This is a genomic window from Streptomyces caelestis (assembly GCF_014205255.1).
Classification (GTDB): Bacteria; Actinomycetota; Actinomycetes; order Streptomycetales; family Streptomycetaceae; genus Streptomyces; species Streptomyces caelestis.
This window is the reverse complement of record NZ_JACHNE010000001.1, coordinates 5,509,695-5,523,110: the sequence shown is the minus strand read 5'-3', so window position 1 is coordinate 5,523,110 and position 13,416 is coordinate 5,509,695. Positions and strand designations below refer to the sequence as shown.

Annotated in this window: 14 protein-coding genes; 10 read left to right on the top strand and 4 right to left on the bottom strand. The window is 71.8% G+C overall.

Going from position 1 to position 13,416, the window contains the following annotated elements:
- The first annotated feature begins 234 nt into the window (after window positions 1–234).
- The 5 genes from afsQ1 to HDA41_RS25375 all read left to right on the top strand — a co-directional run bounded on the left by afsQ1 (window position 235) and on the right by HDA41_RS25375 (window position 4,098).
- Window positions 235–912 carry a two-component system response regulator AfsQ1 gene (afsQ1, locus tag HDA41_RS25395; protein ID WP_184987488.1) on the top strand — a complete coding sequence of 226 codons (678 nt, stop codon included), beginning with the start codon at window positions 235–237 and terminating at the stop codon, window positions 910–912.
- A complete protein-coding gene (locus tag HDA41_RS25390) occupies window positions 909–2,516 on the top strand; it encodes an ATP-binding protein (protein ID WP_184987486.1) in 1,608 nt (535 codons plus the stop codon). Before afsQ1 ends, HDA41_RS25390 begins: the two co-directional genes overlap by 4 nt.
- The gene (locus HDA41_RS25385; protein WP_184987484.1) at window positions 2,516–3,142 is read left to right on the top strand and encodes a hypothetical protein; all 627 of its coding nucleotides are present in this window, start codon (window positions 2,516–2,518) and stop codon (window positions 3,140–3,142) included. The genes HDA41_RS25390 and HDA41_RS25385 overlap by 1 nt, the downstream gene beginning before the upstream one ends.
- A gap of 95 nt (window positions 3,143–3,237) precedes the next feature.
- On the top strand, window positions 3,238–3,822 hold the full coding sequence (locus tag HDA41_RS25380; protein WP_184987482.1) for a VanZ family protein: 585 nt from the start codon (window positions 3,238–3,240) through the stop codon (window positions 3,820–3,822).
- Window positions 3,823–3,885: 63 nt separating this feature from the next.
- Entirely contained in the window at window positions 3,886–4,098 is a 213-nt protein-coding gene (locus HDA41_RS25375; RefSeq protein ID WP_184987480.1) for a PspC domain-containing protein, read from the top strand.
- Window positions 4,099–4,183: 85 nt separating this feature from the next.
- Here the strand turns inward: HDA41_RS25375 and HDA41_RS25370 are convergent, their stop codons facing one another.
- Entirely contained in the window at window positions 4,184–4,567 is a 384-nt protein-coding gene (locus HDA41_RS25370; protein WP_184987479.1) for an ATP-binding protein, read from the bottom strand.
- A 139-nt stretch (window positions 4,568–4,706) separates the two neighbouring features.
- Complete coding sequence (locus HDA41_RS25365) at window positions 4,707–5,864, bottom strand: adenosine deaminase (RefSeq protein WP_184987476.1); 1,158 nt, start codon at window positions 5,862–5,864, stop codon at window positions 4,707–4,709.
- Between the two features lie 123 nt (window positions 5,865–5,987).
- On the opposite strand from HDA41_RS25365, the gene HDA41_RS25360 reads away from it, so the two are divergent.
- The gene (locus tag HDA41_RS25360; protein ID WP_184987474.1) at window positions 5,988–6,746 is read left to right on the top strand and encodes an alpha/beta hydrolase; all 759 of its coding nucleotides are present in this window, start codon (window positions 5,988–5,990) and stop codon (window positions 6,744–6,746) included.
- Between the two features lie 94 nt (window positions 6,747–6,840).
- Here the strand turns inward: HDA41_RS25360 and HDA41_RS25355 are convergent, their stop codons facing one another.
- Complete coding sequence (locus tag HDA41_RS25355) at window positions 6,841–7,803, bottom strand: LysR family transcriptional regulator (protein WP_184987472.1); 963 nt, start codon at window positions 7,801–7,803, stop codon at window positions 6,841–6,843.
- A gap of 63 nt (window positions 7,804–7,866) precedes the next feature.
- Between HDA41_RS25355 and HDA41_RS25350 the strand changes: the two genes are divergently transcribed.
- The 3 genes from HDA41_RS25350 (at window position 7,867) to HDA41_RS25340 (ending at window position 11,534) form a co-directional block, all read left to right on the top strand.
- A complete protein-coding gene (locus HDA41_RS25350; RefSeq protein WP_184987470.1) occupies window positions 7,867–9,138 on the top strand; it encodes an MFS transporter in 1,272 nt (423 codons plus the stop codon).
- 99 nt (window positions 9,139–9,237) lie between these two features.
- Entirely contained in the window at window positions 9,238–10,398 is a 1,161-nt protein-coding gene (gene dnaN, locus HDA41_RS25345; RefSeq protein WP_184987468.1) for a DNA polymerase III subunit beta, read from the top strand.
- A gap of 119 nt (window positions 10,399–10,517) precedes the next feature.
- On the top strand, window positions 10,518–11,534 hold the full coding sequence (locus HDA41_RS25340; protein WP_184987466.1) for a sigma-70 family RNA polymerase sigma factor: 1,017 nt from the start codon (window positions 10,518–10,520) through the stop codon (window positions 11,532–11,534).
- Here HDA41_RS25340 and HDA41_RS25335 read toward each other — a convergent pair.
- The gene (locus tag HDA41_RS25335) at window positions 11,418–11,750 is read right to left on the bottom strand and encodes an STAS domain-containing protein (protein WP_184987464.1); all 333 of its coding nucleotides are present in this window, start codon (window positions 11,748–11,750) and stop codon (window positions 11,418–11,420) included. The two genes, HDA41_RS25340 and HDA41_RS25335, sit on opposite strands and share 117 nt — an antisense overlap.
- A gap of 197 nt (window positions 11,751–11,947) precedes the next feature.
- Here HDA41_RS25335 and HDA41_RS25330 point away from each other — a divergent pair, with 197 nt between their 5' ends.
- Window positions 11,948–13,339, top strand: coding sequence for a transposase (locus HDA41_RS25330; RefSeq protein WP_184987462.1), 1,392 nt, complete (start codon window positions 11,948–11,950; stop codon window positions 13,337–13,339).
- Window positions 13,340–13,416 lie beyond the last annotated feature (77 nt).

Below are 13,416 nucleotides of genomic sequence, written 5' to 3'. Positions count from 1 at the left end.
GCGCCCCCCGTCGTGGACTTCCGGTGTGCGGCCCGCCGGCCGGGCGGGCTTTCCTGCTTGTGCCGAAAAGCTTGCCGCGGCACTTTCATGGCCGTGTCCGCCGACTGTCACAGACCTGTCACAGGGCTCGGCCACATGGCGGACACACCTCACGCACAGGCGTCGGCGGTATGCGCGGGTCTCATCTCGGCCCACATGTCGAACCCCGACCCCTCCATGGGCCAGAATGAGCCCGTGCCTTCCCTGTTGCTGATCGAGGACGACGACGCCATCCGGACGGCCCTGGAGCTCTCACTGACGCGCCAGGGTCACCGGGTGGCGACCGCTGCCAGTGGTGAGGACGGTCTGAAGCTGCTGCGCGAGCAGCGGCCGGATCTGATCGTGCTGGACGTGATGCTGCCCGGCATCGACGGGTTCGAGGTGTGCCGTCGCATCCGGCGCACGGACCAGTTGCCGATCATCCTGCTGACCGCGCGCAACGACGACATCGACGTGGTCGTCGGGCTGGAGTCCGGCGCCGACGACTATGTCGTCAAGCCGGTGCAGGGGCGGGTGCTGGACGCCCGGATCCGGGCCGTGCTGCGGCGCGGCGAGCGGGAGTCCAATGACGCGGCGACGTTCGGCAGCCTCGTCATCGACCGCTCGGCGATGACCGTGACGAAGAACGGCGAGGACCTCCAGCTCACGCCGACCGAGCTGCGGCTGCTGCTGGAGCTGAGCCGGCGGCCGGGGCAGGCGCTGTCCCGGCAGCAGCTGCTGCGGCTGGTGTGGGAGCACGACTACCTGGGCGACTCGCGGCTCGTGGACGCCTGTGTCCAGCGGCTGCGCGCCAAGGTCGAGGACGTGCCGTCCTCCCCGACGCTGATCCGTACCGTGCGGGGTGTCGGCTACCGGCTGGATACGCCTCAGTGACACAGCGGCACCACCAAGGGGGGGACCGCGGCTGGACCGCGGCGCGCAAGGGAGTGCTGTCGCGGCTGCGCTTCACGAGCCTGCGACTGAGGCTGGTCGTCGTCTTCGGCCTGGTGGCGCTGACGGCCGCCGTGTCCGCGTCCGGCATCGCCTACTGGCTCAACCGCGAGGCCGTGCTCACGCGTACCCAGGACGCGGTGCTGCGCGACTTCGAGCAGGAGATGCAGAACCGGGCGGGCGTGCTGCCCGAGCATCCGACGCAGGACGAGCTCCAGCACACCGCGGGTCAGATGGCGGGCAGCGACCAGCGCTTCAGCGTCCTGCTGGTCGCGAGCAACGCCGACGGCAGGACCGTCTACGGCAGCTCCGGCGGGCTGAGCGGCTTCTCGCTGCGGGACGTGCCGGTCTCGCTGCGCACGGCGGTGAACAAGACGCAGAAGGCCGACGGGGCCGACAAGCACCCGCACCACCTGTACTGGCAGCGGATCATCGACCACGACACGCCGTATCTCGTGGCCGGGACGCGGGTGATCGGCGGCGGTCCGACCGGTTACATGCTGAAGTCGCTGGAGCCGGAGGCGAAGGACCTCAACTCGCTGGCCTGGTCGCTGGGGATCGCCACGGGGCTCGCGCTGATCGGCTCGGCGCTGCTCGCGCAGGCCGCCGCGACGACCGTGCTGAAGCCGGTGCAGCGGCTCGGGGCGGCCGCGCGGCGGCTCGGTGAGGGCAAGCTGGACACCCGGCTCAGGGTGTCCGGGACCGACGAACTCGCCGAGCTGTCCCGGACGTTCAACAACGCGGCCGAGGCGCTGGAGAAACGGGTCGCCGACATGGCCGCCCGGGACGAGGCGTCCCGACGGTTCGTGGCCGACATGAGCCATGAGCTGCGTACGCCGCTCACCGCCATCACCGCCGTGACGGAGGTGCTGGAGGAGGAGCTGGAGGCGGAGACCGGGAGCATGGACCCGATGATCGAGCCCGCCGTCCGGCTGGTGGTCAGCGAGACACGGCGGCTGAACGACCTTGTCGAGAACCTGATGGAGGTCACCCGCTTCGACGCGGGCACGGCCCGGCTCGTCCTGGACGACGTCGACATCGCCGACCAGATCACCGCGTGCATCGACGCCCGCGCCTGGCTGGACGCGGTCGAGCTGGACGCCGAGCGCGGCATCCACGCCCGGCTGGATCCGCGTCGTCTGGACGTCATCCTGGCCAACCTCATCGGCAACGCGCTCAAGCACGGCGGCTCCCCGGTGCGGGTGTCCGTCCGTGAGGAGGGCGACTCGCTCGTCATCCAGGTGCAGGACCACGGGCCGGGCATCCCCGAGGACGTCCTGCCGCACGTCTTCGACCGCTTCTACAAGGCCAGCGCCTCCCGGCCGCGCTCCGAGGGCAGCGGCCTGGGCCTGTCCATCGCCCTGGAGAACGCCCACATCCACGGCGGCGAGATCACCGCGGCCAACTCGCCCGACTCGGGTGCGGTGTTCACCCTGCGGCTCCCGCGCCACACGTACGCGCCCGGGGAACAGCCCGCCGAGAACCGGCAGCACTCCGAGGACGACGGCGGCCAGGCCCGGGGCGAGGACTCGAAGGGGGACGCCTGATGACCACACGTCTCGTGTCCAGGACATCCAGGGCCCGGATCGGTGCCGTGTCCGTACTCGCCCTGCTGCTCGCCGGCTGCGGGATCCGGGCCACGGAGGTGCCGACGAACTTCGGGCCCGCCCCCTCGCGGGTGCGCTGTTCGCTCGCCGAGCCGGACGGGTCGGCGCAGGCCGCCCGGGGCCTGCCGGTGCAGGTGTTCCTGCTGTGCGGGTCCTCGCTGGTGACCGTCGACCGGACCGTACGGGTCCCGGACGGCGCGGCCGACTTCGAGCGGCGCATCCTGGTGGCGCAGGGCCTGCTGGACCAGCTCGCGACGCCGCCGTCGCCCGCCGAGAAGGAGGCCGGCTACAGCACGGACGTACGCGGCGGCATCACCGTGGGCGGGCCACGGCCCGGCGACCCGGAGGACACGCTGCGGCTGAGCACGGCGCCGTACAGCCTCACCTCGTACGCCCTCGCCCAGATCGTCTGCACCTTCGCCGACTCGGCGGCCGCCCAGGGCGACGGCTCCGTGGTCCTGGGCGGCCCCGGCGCCGGGCCCCCGCGCCGCTGGGAGTGCACCGACGAGGTGCGGGCCCGCCCGGGCAGCAAGGAACCGCCGTCCAAGGACGTGGCCGGGGAGTGAGCGGGCCGGGGCTCCGCCGGGCTGTGGCGCATGCCTCACAGGCGTACCGGGGGCATCCCGGAACCGATTCCGCCGGAGGCCGCGTCTAGGGGGGCGTGCAGCGTCAAGGCTCCATCGGCGGCAGCGCCGCGTTCCGCATCCGTGTGACAGGAGGTGTCCTCCTCGTCGCACACCTCGCGTTCGTCGCCTGGCTCACGCTGCGGCCGCTGGACGTGCCCTGGGTGATGCCCGCCAATCTGCGGCCCTTCGACGGCATCCGGGCCGATCTCGCCCTGGGCTGGCTCGAGGCGGCCCGTCACATCGGCGAGAAGCTGGCGCTGCTCGCCCCGCTGGGCGTGCTGCTGCCGATGGCGAGCGGCAGACTGGTCGTCTCGCCGCTGGCGTCCCTGCTGCGCACCGCCACGGCCGGTGCCCTGCTGTCGCTGGGCATCGAGCTGCTCCAGACCGGCGTTCCCGGTCAGGTCGTCGACATCGACTCGCTGTTCCTGAACACCGCGGGCGTGGCCCTCGCGCATCTGGCGCTCGTCCCCGCCGGCCGCTCCTGGCTGCGCCGCCGCACCCTCGCGCGCCCGGCCGGTACGCTCCTGTCCCCCGAGGAGTGGGCTCAGGGTCGGACCCCGACGATTCCCAGGGTCGGGATCGCCCCGTGGAGCGACGCTTTGCCCCCTTCGTCTCCGTAGCGTGGAGTGCAGCTGGGGTACTCGGACGAGAGGCCTCACACACCGACGTTGAAGGAGCCGCACATGTCCCGCCTCGCCCGACCCACCCACGGCCGCATGATCGGCGGAGTGTGCGCCGCGCTGGCCCGGCGCTTCGGCACCTCCGTGACGACGATGCGAGTGATCTTCCTGGTCTCGTGCCTGCTGCCCGGCCCGCAGTTCCTGCTGTACATCGCGCTGTGGATCCTGCTGCCCTCGGAGAGCAAGGTGCAGAACAAGGCGCGGACGGCCTGGTGACGACCGTTCGCGAGAACGCCGATGGGGCGCACCCTGACACAGGGTGCGCCCCATCGGCGTGTGGTGTCCGCCTCGACGGGAGAGGTCAGGCGACCGGAACGCCGTTCACGGGCAGGTTGTTCACGGGCAGGTTGTTCACGGGCAGGCCGTGCGTGGGCAGGCCCTCCACCGGCAGACCGCCGAGCAGCTTGGCGGTCGTCCCGGTCGGGCCCTCGGCGAGCAGCTGCTCGGCGACCGGCTGGGCGGCGCCGAGACCGGCACCGGCCGCCGGCTGCCCCTGGCCCAGCGCCTCGCCCGAGCCCGGCAGCGCCTGGGAGAGCTGCTCCGCCGGGAGCGCCTGGGTGGCGGTCTCCAGCGTCTGAGCGGCGTCCGGGAGAGCCGGGGCGGCGTTGGCGGCGCCCGCACCGGCGGCGGCGAAAGCGACACCGAGGGCGGCGACACCGAGGGACTTGGCAGCAGACTGCTTCATGAAATGCGTCCTCATAATGAGATGGCGGGGTGTGAGCGGTCCAGTGACCGTAATCACGCGGCGCCATCCGCCGCAAACATCGAAATGCGGACGGATTGTGAACACCGCCCGCATTCCCTGTGTGCCGATGACTCGCGGATCAGCTCTCCGAAGGTGAAGAACCGCTGGTGGAGGCGGTCTGCCGGAACAGCCATTCGGATTTCAGCTCGGCATATCCGGGCTTGATCACGTCATTGATCATGGCCAGTCGTTCATCGAAAGGAATGAACGCTGATTTCATCGCATTGACGGAGAACCACTGCATGTCGTCGAGCGTGTAACCGAACGCCTCGACAAGGTGCTCGAATTCCCGGCTCATGCTGGTGTGCGACATAAGTCGATTGTCCGTATTGACGGTGGCACGGAAATGCAGCCGGCGCAGCAGCCCGATGGGGTGCTCGGCGTACGAGGAGGCCGCCCCGGTCTGGAGGTTGGAGCTGGGGCACAGCTCCAGCGGGATGCGCTTGTCCCGGACGTACGAGGCGAGCCGCCCGAGTTCGACGCTGCCGTCCTCGTGGACCTGGATGTCGTCGATGATCCGCACCCCGTGCCCGAGCCGGTCGGCGCCGCACCACTGGAGGGCCTGCCAGATGGAGGGCAGCCCGAAGGCCTCGCCGGCGTGGATGGTGAAGTGGTTGTTCTCACGCTTGAGGTACTCGAAGGCGTCGAGGTGCCGGGTGGGCGGGTAGCCGGCCTCGGCACCGGCGATGTCGAAGCCGACGACGGCCAGGTCCCGGTAACGGTTGGCGAGTTCGGCGATCTCCAGGGCGCGGGCCGCGTGCCGCATGGCGGTGAGCAGGGCGCCGACGCGGATGCGCAGGCCCTTCTCCCGGGCGCGGCGCTCTCCCTCCCGGAAGCCCTCGTTGACGGCCTCGACGACCTCTTCGAGGCTCAGCCCGCCCTCCAGGTGCTGCTCGGGGGCGTAGCGCACCTCGGCGTAGACGACACCGTCCTCGGCGAGGTCCTCGGCGCACTCGGCGGCGACCCGCACCAGGGCGTCGCGGGTCTGCATGACGCCGACGGTGTGGGAGAAGGTCTCCAAGTAGCGTTCCAGGGAACCGGAGTCGGCGGCCTCCCGGAACCAGACGCCGAGCTTCTCCGGGTCGGTCTCGGGGAGCTGGGAGTAGCCGGTCGCGCGGGCGAGTTCGACGATCGTGGCGGGACGCAGCCCGCCGTCGAGGTGGTCGTGCAGCAGAACCTTGGGCGCCCGGTGGATCTGTTCCGGTGTCGGGGTGTTCGCGATGGTCTGGCTCGTCATTTCCGCACTCTAACTCCTACGCGCGTAGATGGCGCGTGCTCGTGTCGTTCACGTTTCCGTCGATACGTAACGGTGACCCCATGGACGGGTCGAGTACACCCGCGCTTCTGACACTGTTCTGTCATGGCACACCAACCGACGCCGGTTCGCAGGGCCCGGCTGGGCAGGACATTCGGTCCGGAGCCGTCGGCGGTGAGCGGCGTCGTGCTGCTGCTCCCCGGCGGCGACGAGGCCTCCGGCCGCAGGCCGTCACCCTTGGTGGCGACCGCCTCCGTACGCGCCCTGGGGCGCCGCCTGGCCCGCGCGGGCCGGGACGAGGGCCTCGTCACCCACGTGGTGCACTACCGCTACCGCGGCTGGAACGGCATCGAGGCCAACCTCGCGGCCGACGCCGCCTGGGCGGCCGACGAGGTCGTACGGCGTTACGGAGACGTTCCCGTCTGCCTCGCCGGCATCGGCATGGGCGGCCGGGCCGGGTTGCGGGCGGGTGGGCACGAGGCCGTCAACTCCGTGCTGGCGCTCGCTCCCTGGCTGCCGGAGGAGGATGTGGCCGCGCCACCCGAACCGGTGAAGCAACTGGTGGGGCGGCAGGTGCTGATCGTGCACGGCACGAACGACGAGCGGACGGATCCCGAGTTGTCGTTCCGCCTGGCGGCGCGGGCGAAGAAGGCGAACCGGGATGTGTGCCGGTTCGAAGTGCACGCGGACGGGCACGGGTTGAGTCAGTACCGGGACGAAGTCCTCGCGCTGGCGGAGGACTTCGTGATGGGGGCCTTGTTCGGGCGGGACGTGTCCCGGCCGGTGCGGGATGCGCTTGCCGCGCCGCCGCCGTTGGGGCTGCGGATGCCGTTGGCTGCGGGGTTCAGTCCTTCGAGGCGGTAGCGCCGTCGGGGTTCTTGCGGTTGGCCTGTGCGGGTTGTTCGTGGCTTGTCGCGCCCACGCGGCGGAGCCGCACATGGAACAGCCCCGCGCCCCTTCACGTCGGGAGCAAGCTGCCCCTTCTGGAGAGCAGGAACCTTTTGAAGGCTGCCACCGGGGGTGTGTCCGGGCGGCCCTCCAGCCAGGCCACGCCGATTTCGCGGGCCGCTCGGGGGGACGTGACCGTCAGTTCCACGACCCCCGGGCGGGGGACGGCCGGTGGGGGCAGGAGGGCGACCCCGAGGCCCGCTGCCACCAGGCCCCGCAAGGTTTCCGCCTCCTCGCCCTCGAAGGCGACGCGGGGCTTGAAGCCGGCCTCCTTGCAGAGGTCGTCGGTGATGCGGCGGAGGCCGTAGCCGGGTTCCAGGGTGACGAACATTTCGTCCGCGGCCTCGGCGAGGCGGATGCGGCGGCGGCCCGCGAGGGAATGGTCCGCGGGGACGACGAGGCGGAGTTTCTGTTCGTCGAGGCGGCGGGCGACCAGGTCGGGGGCGTCGGGGACGGGGGACGTCAGGCACAGGTCCAGTTCGCCGGCGCGCAGGCGTTCGAGCATGGCCTCGCCGTAGTTCTGGACGAGGCTGAAGCGGACGCGCGGATGGTCGGCGCGGAAGGCCTGGAGGAGGCCCGGGACCGTCTCGGCACCCATGGTGTGCAGGAAGCCGAAGGCGACCTTGCCGGTGGCGGGGTCGGCGTCGGCCCGGACCTCCTCGGCGGCGCGCTCTACCTCGGCCAGAGCGCGCTCGACGGAGGTGAGGAAGGTGCGCCCGGCCGGGGTGAGCGAGACCGTACGGCCGTGGCGGGCGAAGAGGTCCACGCCGAGGTCCTGCTCCAGGCGGGCCATGGCCCGGGAGAGGGTCGACTGGGGGACGTTCATCTCCTGGGCGGCGCGGGTGACGTGCTCGGTGCGGGCGACTCCGGCGAAGTACGCGAGGCGGGGGGCCAGCACCCTCGACATCTCCGCCATGTCTTCTGTGTCACTGGACGGTGACAGTCGATCCGTTGAACTGCGTTGATGCGCCATGGGAACGATTATGGCCGTTCCATGCATTGGACGGATCAGTCAGGGCGTACGTAGTTTCGAAGCATGTCTCCCGCCAGTACCGGGGCGTCCACCGTCGTGGGCGCCGATGCCTCTGTCCCTGCCGCCGACTCACGTATGTCCCCGGGCGGGCCCGGCTACCGCCGGATGAGCCTCGCCCTCTTCCTCGCGGGTGTCGCGACCTTCGCGCTGCTGTACTCCACGCAGGCGCTGCTCCCGCTGATCTCCGGCGAGTTCGGGGTGGCGGCGAGCGACGCGAGCTGGACGGTGGCCGCGGCGACGGGCGGACTGGCGCTGTTCGTGCTGCCGATGAGCGCCCTGTCGGAGCGCTTCGGACGGCGTGCGGTCATGACGGCCTCGCTGGCCGTGGCGGTGACCGTCGGACTGCTGGTGCCCTTCGCCCCGTCGCTGGGTGTCCTGGTCGCGCTGCGGGCGCTCCAGGGCGCGGCCCTGGCCGGGCTGCCGGCGTCGGCGACGGCGTACCTCGCGGAGGAGGTCAGCCCCAGGGCGCTGGTCACCGCGATCGGGCTGTTCGTCGCGGGCAACAGCGTCGGCGGAATGAGCGGCCGGGTCATCACCGGCTGGGTCGCCCAGGAGTGGGGCTGGCGGGTCGCCGTCGGTGTGATCGGCGCGCTCGCGGTGGCATGTGCGGTGGCCTTCCGGCTGCTGCTCCCCGCCCCGAAGAACTTCAAGGCCGGCTCGCTGCGGCCGGGCGTGCTGGCCCGGACGGTCCGCGACCACCTGTCGAACCCGCTGCTGTGCCGGCTGTACGCGATCGGCGCGCTGTTCATGACGGTGTTCGGCGGCGTGTACACGGTCATCGGCTACCGGCTGACCGAGGCGCCGTTCTCACTGCCGCAGGGCATCATCGGCTCGGTCTTCCTGGTGTACCTCGTCGGCACGGTGTCGGCGTCGACGGCCGGCCGCCTGGTGGGCCGGCTGGGCCGCCGGGGCGCGCTGTACGCGGCGGGCGGTACGACGGCGGCGGGTCTGCTGCTGTCGCTGGCCGGGTCCCTCCCACTGGTCCTGCTGGGCCTGGTCCTCATCACGGGGGGCTTCTTCGCGGGCCACGCGGTGGCGTCCTCGGCGGTGAGCAAGACGGCCACGACCGGGCGCGCGCAGGCCTCGGCGCTCTACCAGTCGGCGTACTACGTCGGCTCCAGCGCCGGCAGCACGGTCGGCGCGATCGCCTTCCACGCGGGCGGCTGGGCCGGGACGGTCGGGGTCGGCCTGCTGGCAGTCCTGGGCGTCGTCACGATCACGGTCCTCGGGACGCGGGCGGCACGGACGCAGCGGCGGCCGGCCACGGCCGCCTGAGCCCGAAGTCTGGCCGTTCCCCCTGGTCGGGGCCGGTTGTCAGTGGGTGCGGATAACGTCCGCCTCCGCTGACCACCGGATCCGAGCAGGGGGATTTTCATGGAGTTCCGCATCGACCGTACGGCGTTGGCCGAGGCCGTGGGCCGGGCGGTACGGGCGCTGCCCGCGCGGACGCCGGTGCCGGTGCTGGGCGGGCTGCTGCTGGAGGCGGACGCGGGGCGGCTGGCCGTGACGGGGTTCGACTTCGAGGCGGCGGTACGGGTGGAGGCCGAGGCGGAGGTGGCGGTGCCCGGGCGGGTGCTCGTCCCGGGGCGGCGGCTGCTGGACGTGTGCCGGGTGCTGCCGGACGGGCCGGTGAGCTGCGCGCTGGAGGCGTCGCGGTTCACGGTGGAGGCGGACGGCACGCGGTTCGGGCTGTCGACGCTGCCCCTCGCCGAGTACCCGGCGCTGCCGGTGCCGCCCGCGCCGTACGGCACGGTGGACGGCACCGCGTTCGCGACGGCTGTCGCCCAGGTCGCCGTCGCGGCCGGGCGCGACGACACGCTGCCGCTGCTCACGGGCGTCCAACTGCGCCTGGACGGCGGGGAGATGACACTGGCCGCTTCGGACCGCTACCGGTACGCCGTGCGGCGGCTGGAGTGGCAGCCGGGGGCCGCGGCCGACGGTGTGGTGGAAGCGTTGCTGCCCGCGCGGCGCCTGCTGGACGTCGCACGGTCGCTGGGGCGCTGCGGGGACGTGCTGATCGGGTGGGACCCGGCCGCCGGCGGCGGGCTGATCGGCTTCGAGGGCGGGCGGACGCGGACGGCGCTGCGGCTGCTGGACGGGCGGCTGCCGACGTACAAGTCGCTGTTCGACATGGCGGGGGCCGCGGTCGCCGAGGTGGCGTGCGAGGGGCTCGCGGAGGCCGTGCGGCGGGTGGCGGTGGTGGCGGAGGCGAACAGTCCGGTGCGGCTGGACTTCTCGTCCGACGGGTCCGTCACGCTCCGCGCCGGCTACGGCGACGACGTGGCGCTCCAGCGGCTGCCGGCCACGCTGACCGGCGCCGACGAGGTGCCGGTGGCCTTCAACCCGGCCTATCTGCTGGAGGCGCTGACGACCTTCGAGAGCCCGCGCGTACGGCTGGACCTGCTGGGGGCGGGGCAGCGGGCGCTGCTGCACGCGGTGCCGGGCGACGGGGCCGCAGAGGGGGCCGGGGAGACGGCCGGGGCGATGGCCGGGGAGCACCGGCATCTGCTGATGTCGGTGAAACAGCTGGTGTGAAGCACTGCCCCTGCCTGCGCCTTTGTGCGCTCGAGGGGCCGTTGTCAGTGGGCTGCGATAGCTTCCGAAGTGCTGGGCGCGATGGCGCGTGGCAGAACTTCCCCAGGGGTGGGTGGACGATGACGAACGGCACGGCGACACCGACAGATCTGGACACCAGGCTGGAGGCACACCGGACAGAGCTGACGGGGTACTGCTACCGGATGCTCGGCTCCTCCTTCGAGGCCGAGGACGCGGTGCAGGACACGATGATCCGTGCCTGGCGCAGCTACGACAAGTTCGAGGGCCGCTCCAGCCTCCGCTCCTGGCTCTACCGCATCGCGACCAACGTGTGCCTGGACATGCTGACCGCCGGCAACAAGCGCGCCAGGCCCATGGACCTGACCGAGTCGACCCCGCTCGCCCAGGCGGCGCTCACCCCCCGCCCGGACAACACCTGGCTGGAGCCCATGCCGGACGCCCGTGTGCTGCCCACGACCGACGACCCGGCGGAGGCGGCGATAGCCAAGGAGTCCGTGCGGCTCGCCTTCATGGCCGCTCTTCAGCAGCTGCCGGCCAAGCAGCGGGCCGTGCTGATCCTGCGCGAGGTGCTGGCCTGGAAGGCCAGCGAGGTCGCCGAGCTGCTGGACACGTCCGTCGCGTCGGTCAACAGCGCTCTCCAGCGGGCCCGCGCCACCCTGGCCGAGCGGAAGGAGCCGGGCGCCGACGCGACCGTCTCCGACCCGCTGGACGAGGACCGGCAGAAGCTGCTGGACCGCTATGTGGCGGCCTTCGAGGGCTACGACATGACGGCGCTGACGGCCCTGCTGCACGAGGACGCGGTCATGACGATGCCGCCGTTCGACCTGTGGCTGACCGGCGTCGGCGACATCACCGGCTTCATGACCACCCTCGGCGCGCCCTGCGCGGGCTCCCGGCTGGTGCCGGTCCAGGTCAACGGCCTGCCGGGGTTCGCCCAGTACAAGCCGGACCCGGAGAAGGGCGGCTTCACACCGTGGGCGGTCCAGGTGCTGGAGATCTCAGACGGCCGGATCACCGGGTTCCACTGCTTCCTCGACACCCAGCGCTGGTTCCCGCTCTTCGACCTGCCCCTCCACCTCGAAGCGGAGACCGACCAGGTCGAGCAGGGCGCGTAGGGCCGGGTCGGGGTCGCGCAGCCGTATCCGCCCTCCGGCCCGGCGGGCGGCGAGCTGGAGCCGCGCGAGCAGGTCGACGGCGGCGAGCCCCGGCGGCCCGAGGCCTCCGACATCGCACACCACCACCCGGGCACGGCCGGCTCGCAGCAGTGCCCGTACGTCGTCGCTCAGTCCGCTCACCTCGTCCCGGGCGACGGGGCCGGGGAGCACGAGCACGGGGGGTTGTGAACTGGTGCGGGACGGCTGGGCAGGTGCGCGTTCCGACGTGTGTGAGTGCGAGTGTCGGGGCTCTGTGGGGCGTCGCTCGTGGCTGGGGAACGGGAGTTCTTTCATCGAACGAGTGACCTTTGCGGGTGGTGGTCGTTGGACGCGGTAGGAAGGTCGTGGGTCTGCAGGCAAGGGGGTGGTCGGGTTTGGGTGTGCTGCGGGAGGTGGCGGCACCGTTCGTGGTGCCCGGCCCGTCCGGGGTCGCCGTCCGGGACCGGCTCAAGCAGCTGACCGTCGCCGATGAGCGGGTACTGCGGCTGGTGGGTGACCATCTCGGCTCGCTGGCCTCGCGTGATCTGAGGGTGCGGAAGTCCCGTCGGCTGCGTGTGCTGGAGGACCGGCTGGAGGCGGTGCGAGCCGACTGGCAAGCCGGTGTCGTGCACGTGGTGCGGGGCGGAAAGCAGCTGCTGAACACGCGGCATCACCTGGATGCGGCCGGGCTGAGTGAGGCGGGGTGGCGGGCCCGGTGGGAGGCCGCTCGCCGATTCCTGGCTGCGGACGGGGAGTCGGGCAAGCGGTACGGCAACGAGACCATCCGCGTCTGTCCCGACGGCGAGGTCTCTGTCAAGCTGCCCGCCCCCCTCGCCCACCTGGCGAACGCGCCGCACGGCCGGTACGTGCTCACTGCACGCATGGCGTTCGCGCGCCGGGGCGAGCAGTGGCGCGACCGCATCACCGCCCACCGGGCCGTGGCCTACCGCATCCACGAAGACGTGCTCCGAGGCCGCTGGTACCTCACCGCCTCCTGGGCCAACCCTCCAGTGAACTGCCTGCCGCTGGCAGCGGCACGCATGCGCGGGATGCTCGGAGTCGACACCAACGCCGACCACCTCGCCGCCTGGCGCCTGGACACCCACGGCAACCCCGTCGGCGCACCGCTGCGCTTCGGCTACGACCTCACCGGTACCGCTACCCACCGCGACGCCCAGATCCGGCACGCCCTGATCCGGCTGCTGCACTTTGCCAAGCGCCGTAGCCTCGCCGTCGCCGTCGAGGACCTCGACTTCGCCGGCGTGAAGACCCGGGAGAAGCACGGCGGACGCAAGCGGTTCCGCAAGCTCATCTCCGGCCTGCCCACCGCCAGATTGCGGGCCCGGCTGGTCGGCATGGCCGCCGAACTGAGCATCCCCGTTGTCGCGGTTGATCCCGCCTACACCAGCAAGTGGGGCGCCCAGCACTGGCACAAGCCCCTCACCAGCATCAATCGGGCCACCACGCGGCACGACGCCGCCGCGGTGGCCATCGGACGACGCGCCCTCGGGCACCCGGTCAGGCGACGGACGGCACCGCCCCTGCAGCACCAGAGTGATGCTGCAGGGCATCGGACCGTCCAGGCCGGAAACGGGTCCCGGGCGCGTAAGGAAACCCGCCCCCGCATTCCCGGACCACGCACAAGATGCGTGTCGCCGGATGCGGAGCGAAAGCGGGCGACCAGTGCATCCAAAACCGTTCGGGATGCGCCAGATGCGCAGGTACGGGTACAAGACTCACTCCTGCTCACTGAAGAGGAACGGTGTCATGGCGTCCACGATCGGTAGACCGGGCGTGCGGCGGTAACTCATCGCGGCTGTCCGCCCTTTCGGCGCCGTAAGGATCACATTGACCGCGGTACGGC

Bases quoted from the DNA above. Each gene is read 5' to 3' on its own strand.
- HDA41_RS25385 (WP_184987484.1), top strand. From the start codon at position 2,516: ATGACCACACGTCTCGTGTCCAGGACATCCAGGGCCCGGATCGGTGCC.
- HDA41_RS25370 (WP_184987479.1), bottom strand. From the start codon at position 4,567: ATGAAGCAGTCTGCTGCCAAGTCCCTCGGTGTCGCCGCCCTCGGTGTC.
- HDA41_RS25360 (WP_184987474.1), top strand. From the start codon at position 5,988: ATGGCACACCAACCGACGCCGGTTCGCAGGGCCCGGCTGGGCAGGACA.
- HDA41_RS25340 (WP_184987466.1), top strand. From the start codon at position 10,518: ATGACGAACGGCACGGCGACACCGACAGATCTGGACACCAGGCTGGAG.
- HDA41_RS25375 (WP_184987480.1), top strand. From the start codon at position 3,886: ATGTCCCGCCTCGCCCGACCCACCCACGGCCGCATGATCGGCGGAGTG.
- HDA41_RS25350 (WP_184987470.1), top strand. From the start codon at position 7,867: ATGTCTCCCGCCAGTACCGGGGCGTCCACCGTCGTGGGCGCCGATGCC.
- HDA41_RS25365 (WP_184987476.1), bottom strand. From the start codon at position 5,864: ATGACGAGCCAGACCATCGCGAACACCCCGACACCGGAACAGATCCAC.
- HDA41_RS25355 (WP_184987472.1), bottom strand. From the start codon at position 7,803: ATGGCGCATCAACGCAGTTCAACGGATCGACTGTCACCGTCCAGTGAC.
- dnaN (WP_184987468.1), top strand. From the start codon at position 9,238: ATGGAGTTCCGCATCGACCGTACGGCGTTGGCCGAGGCCGTGGGCCGG.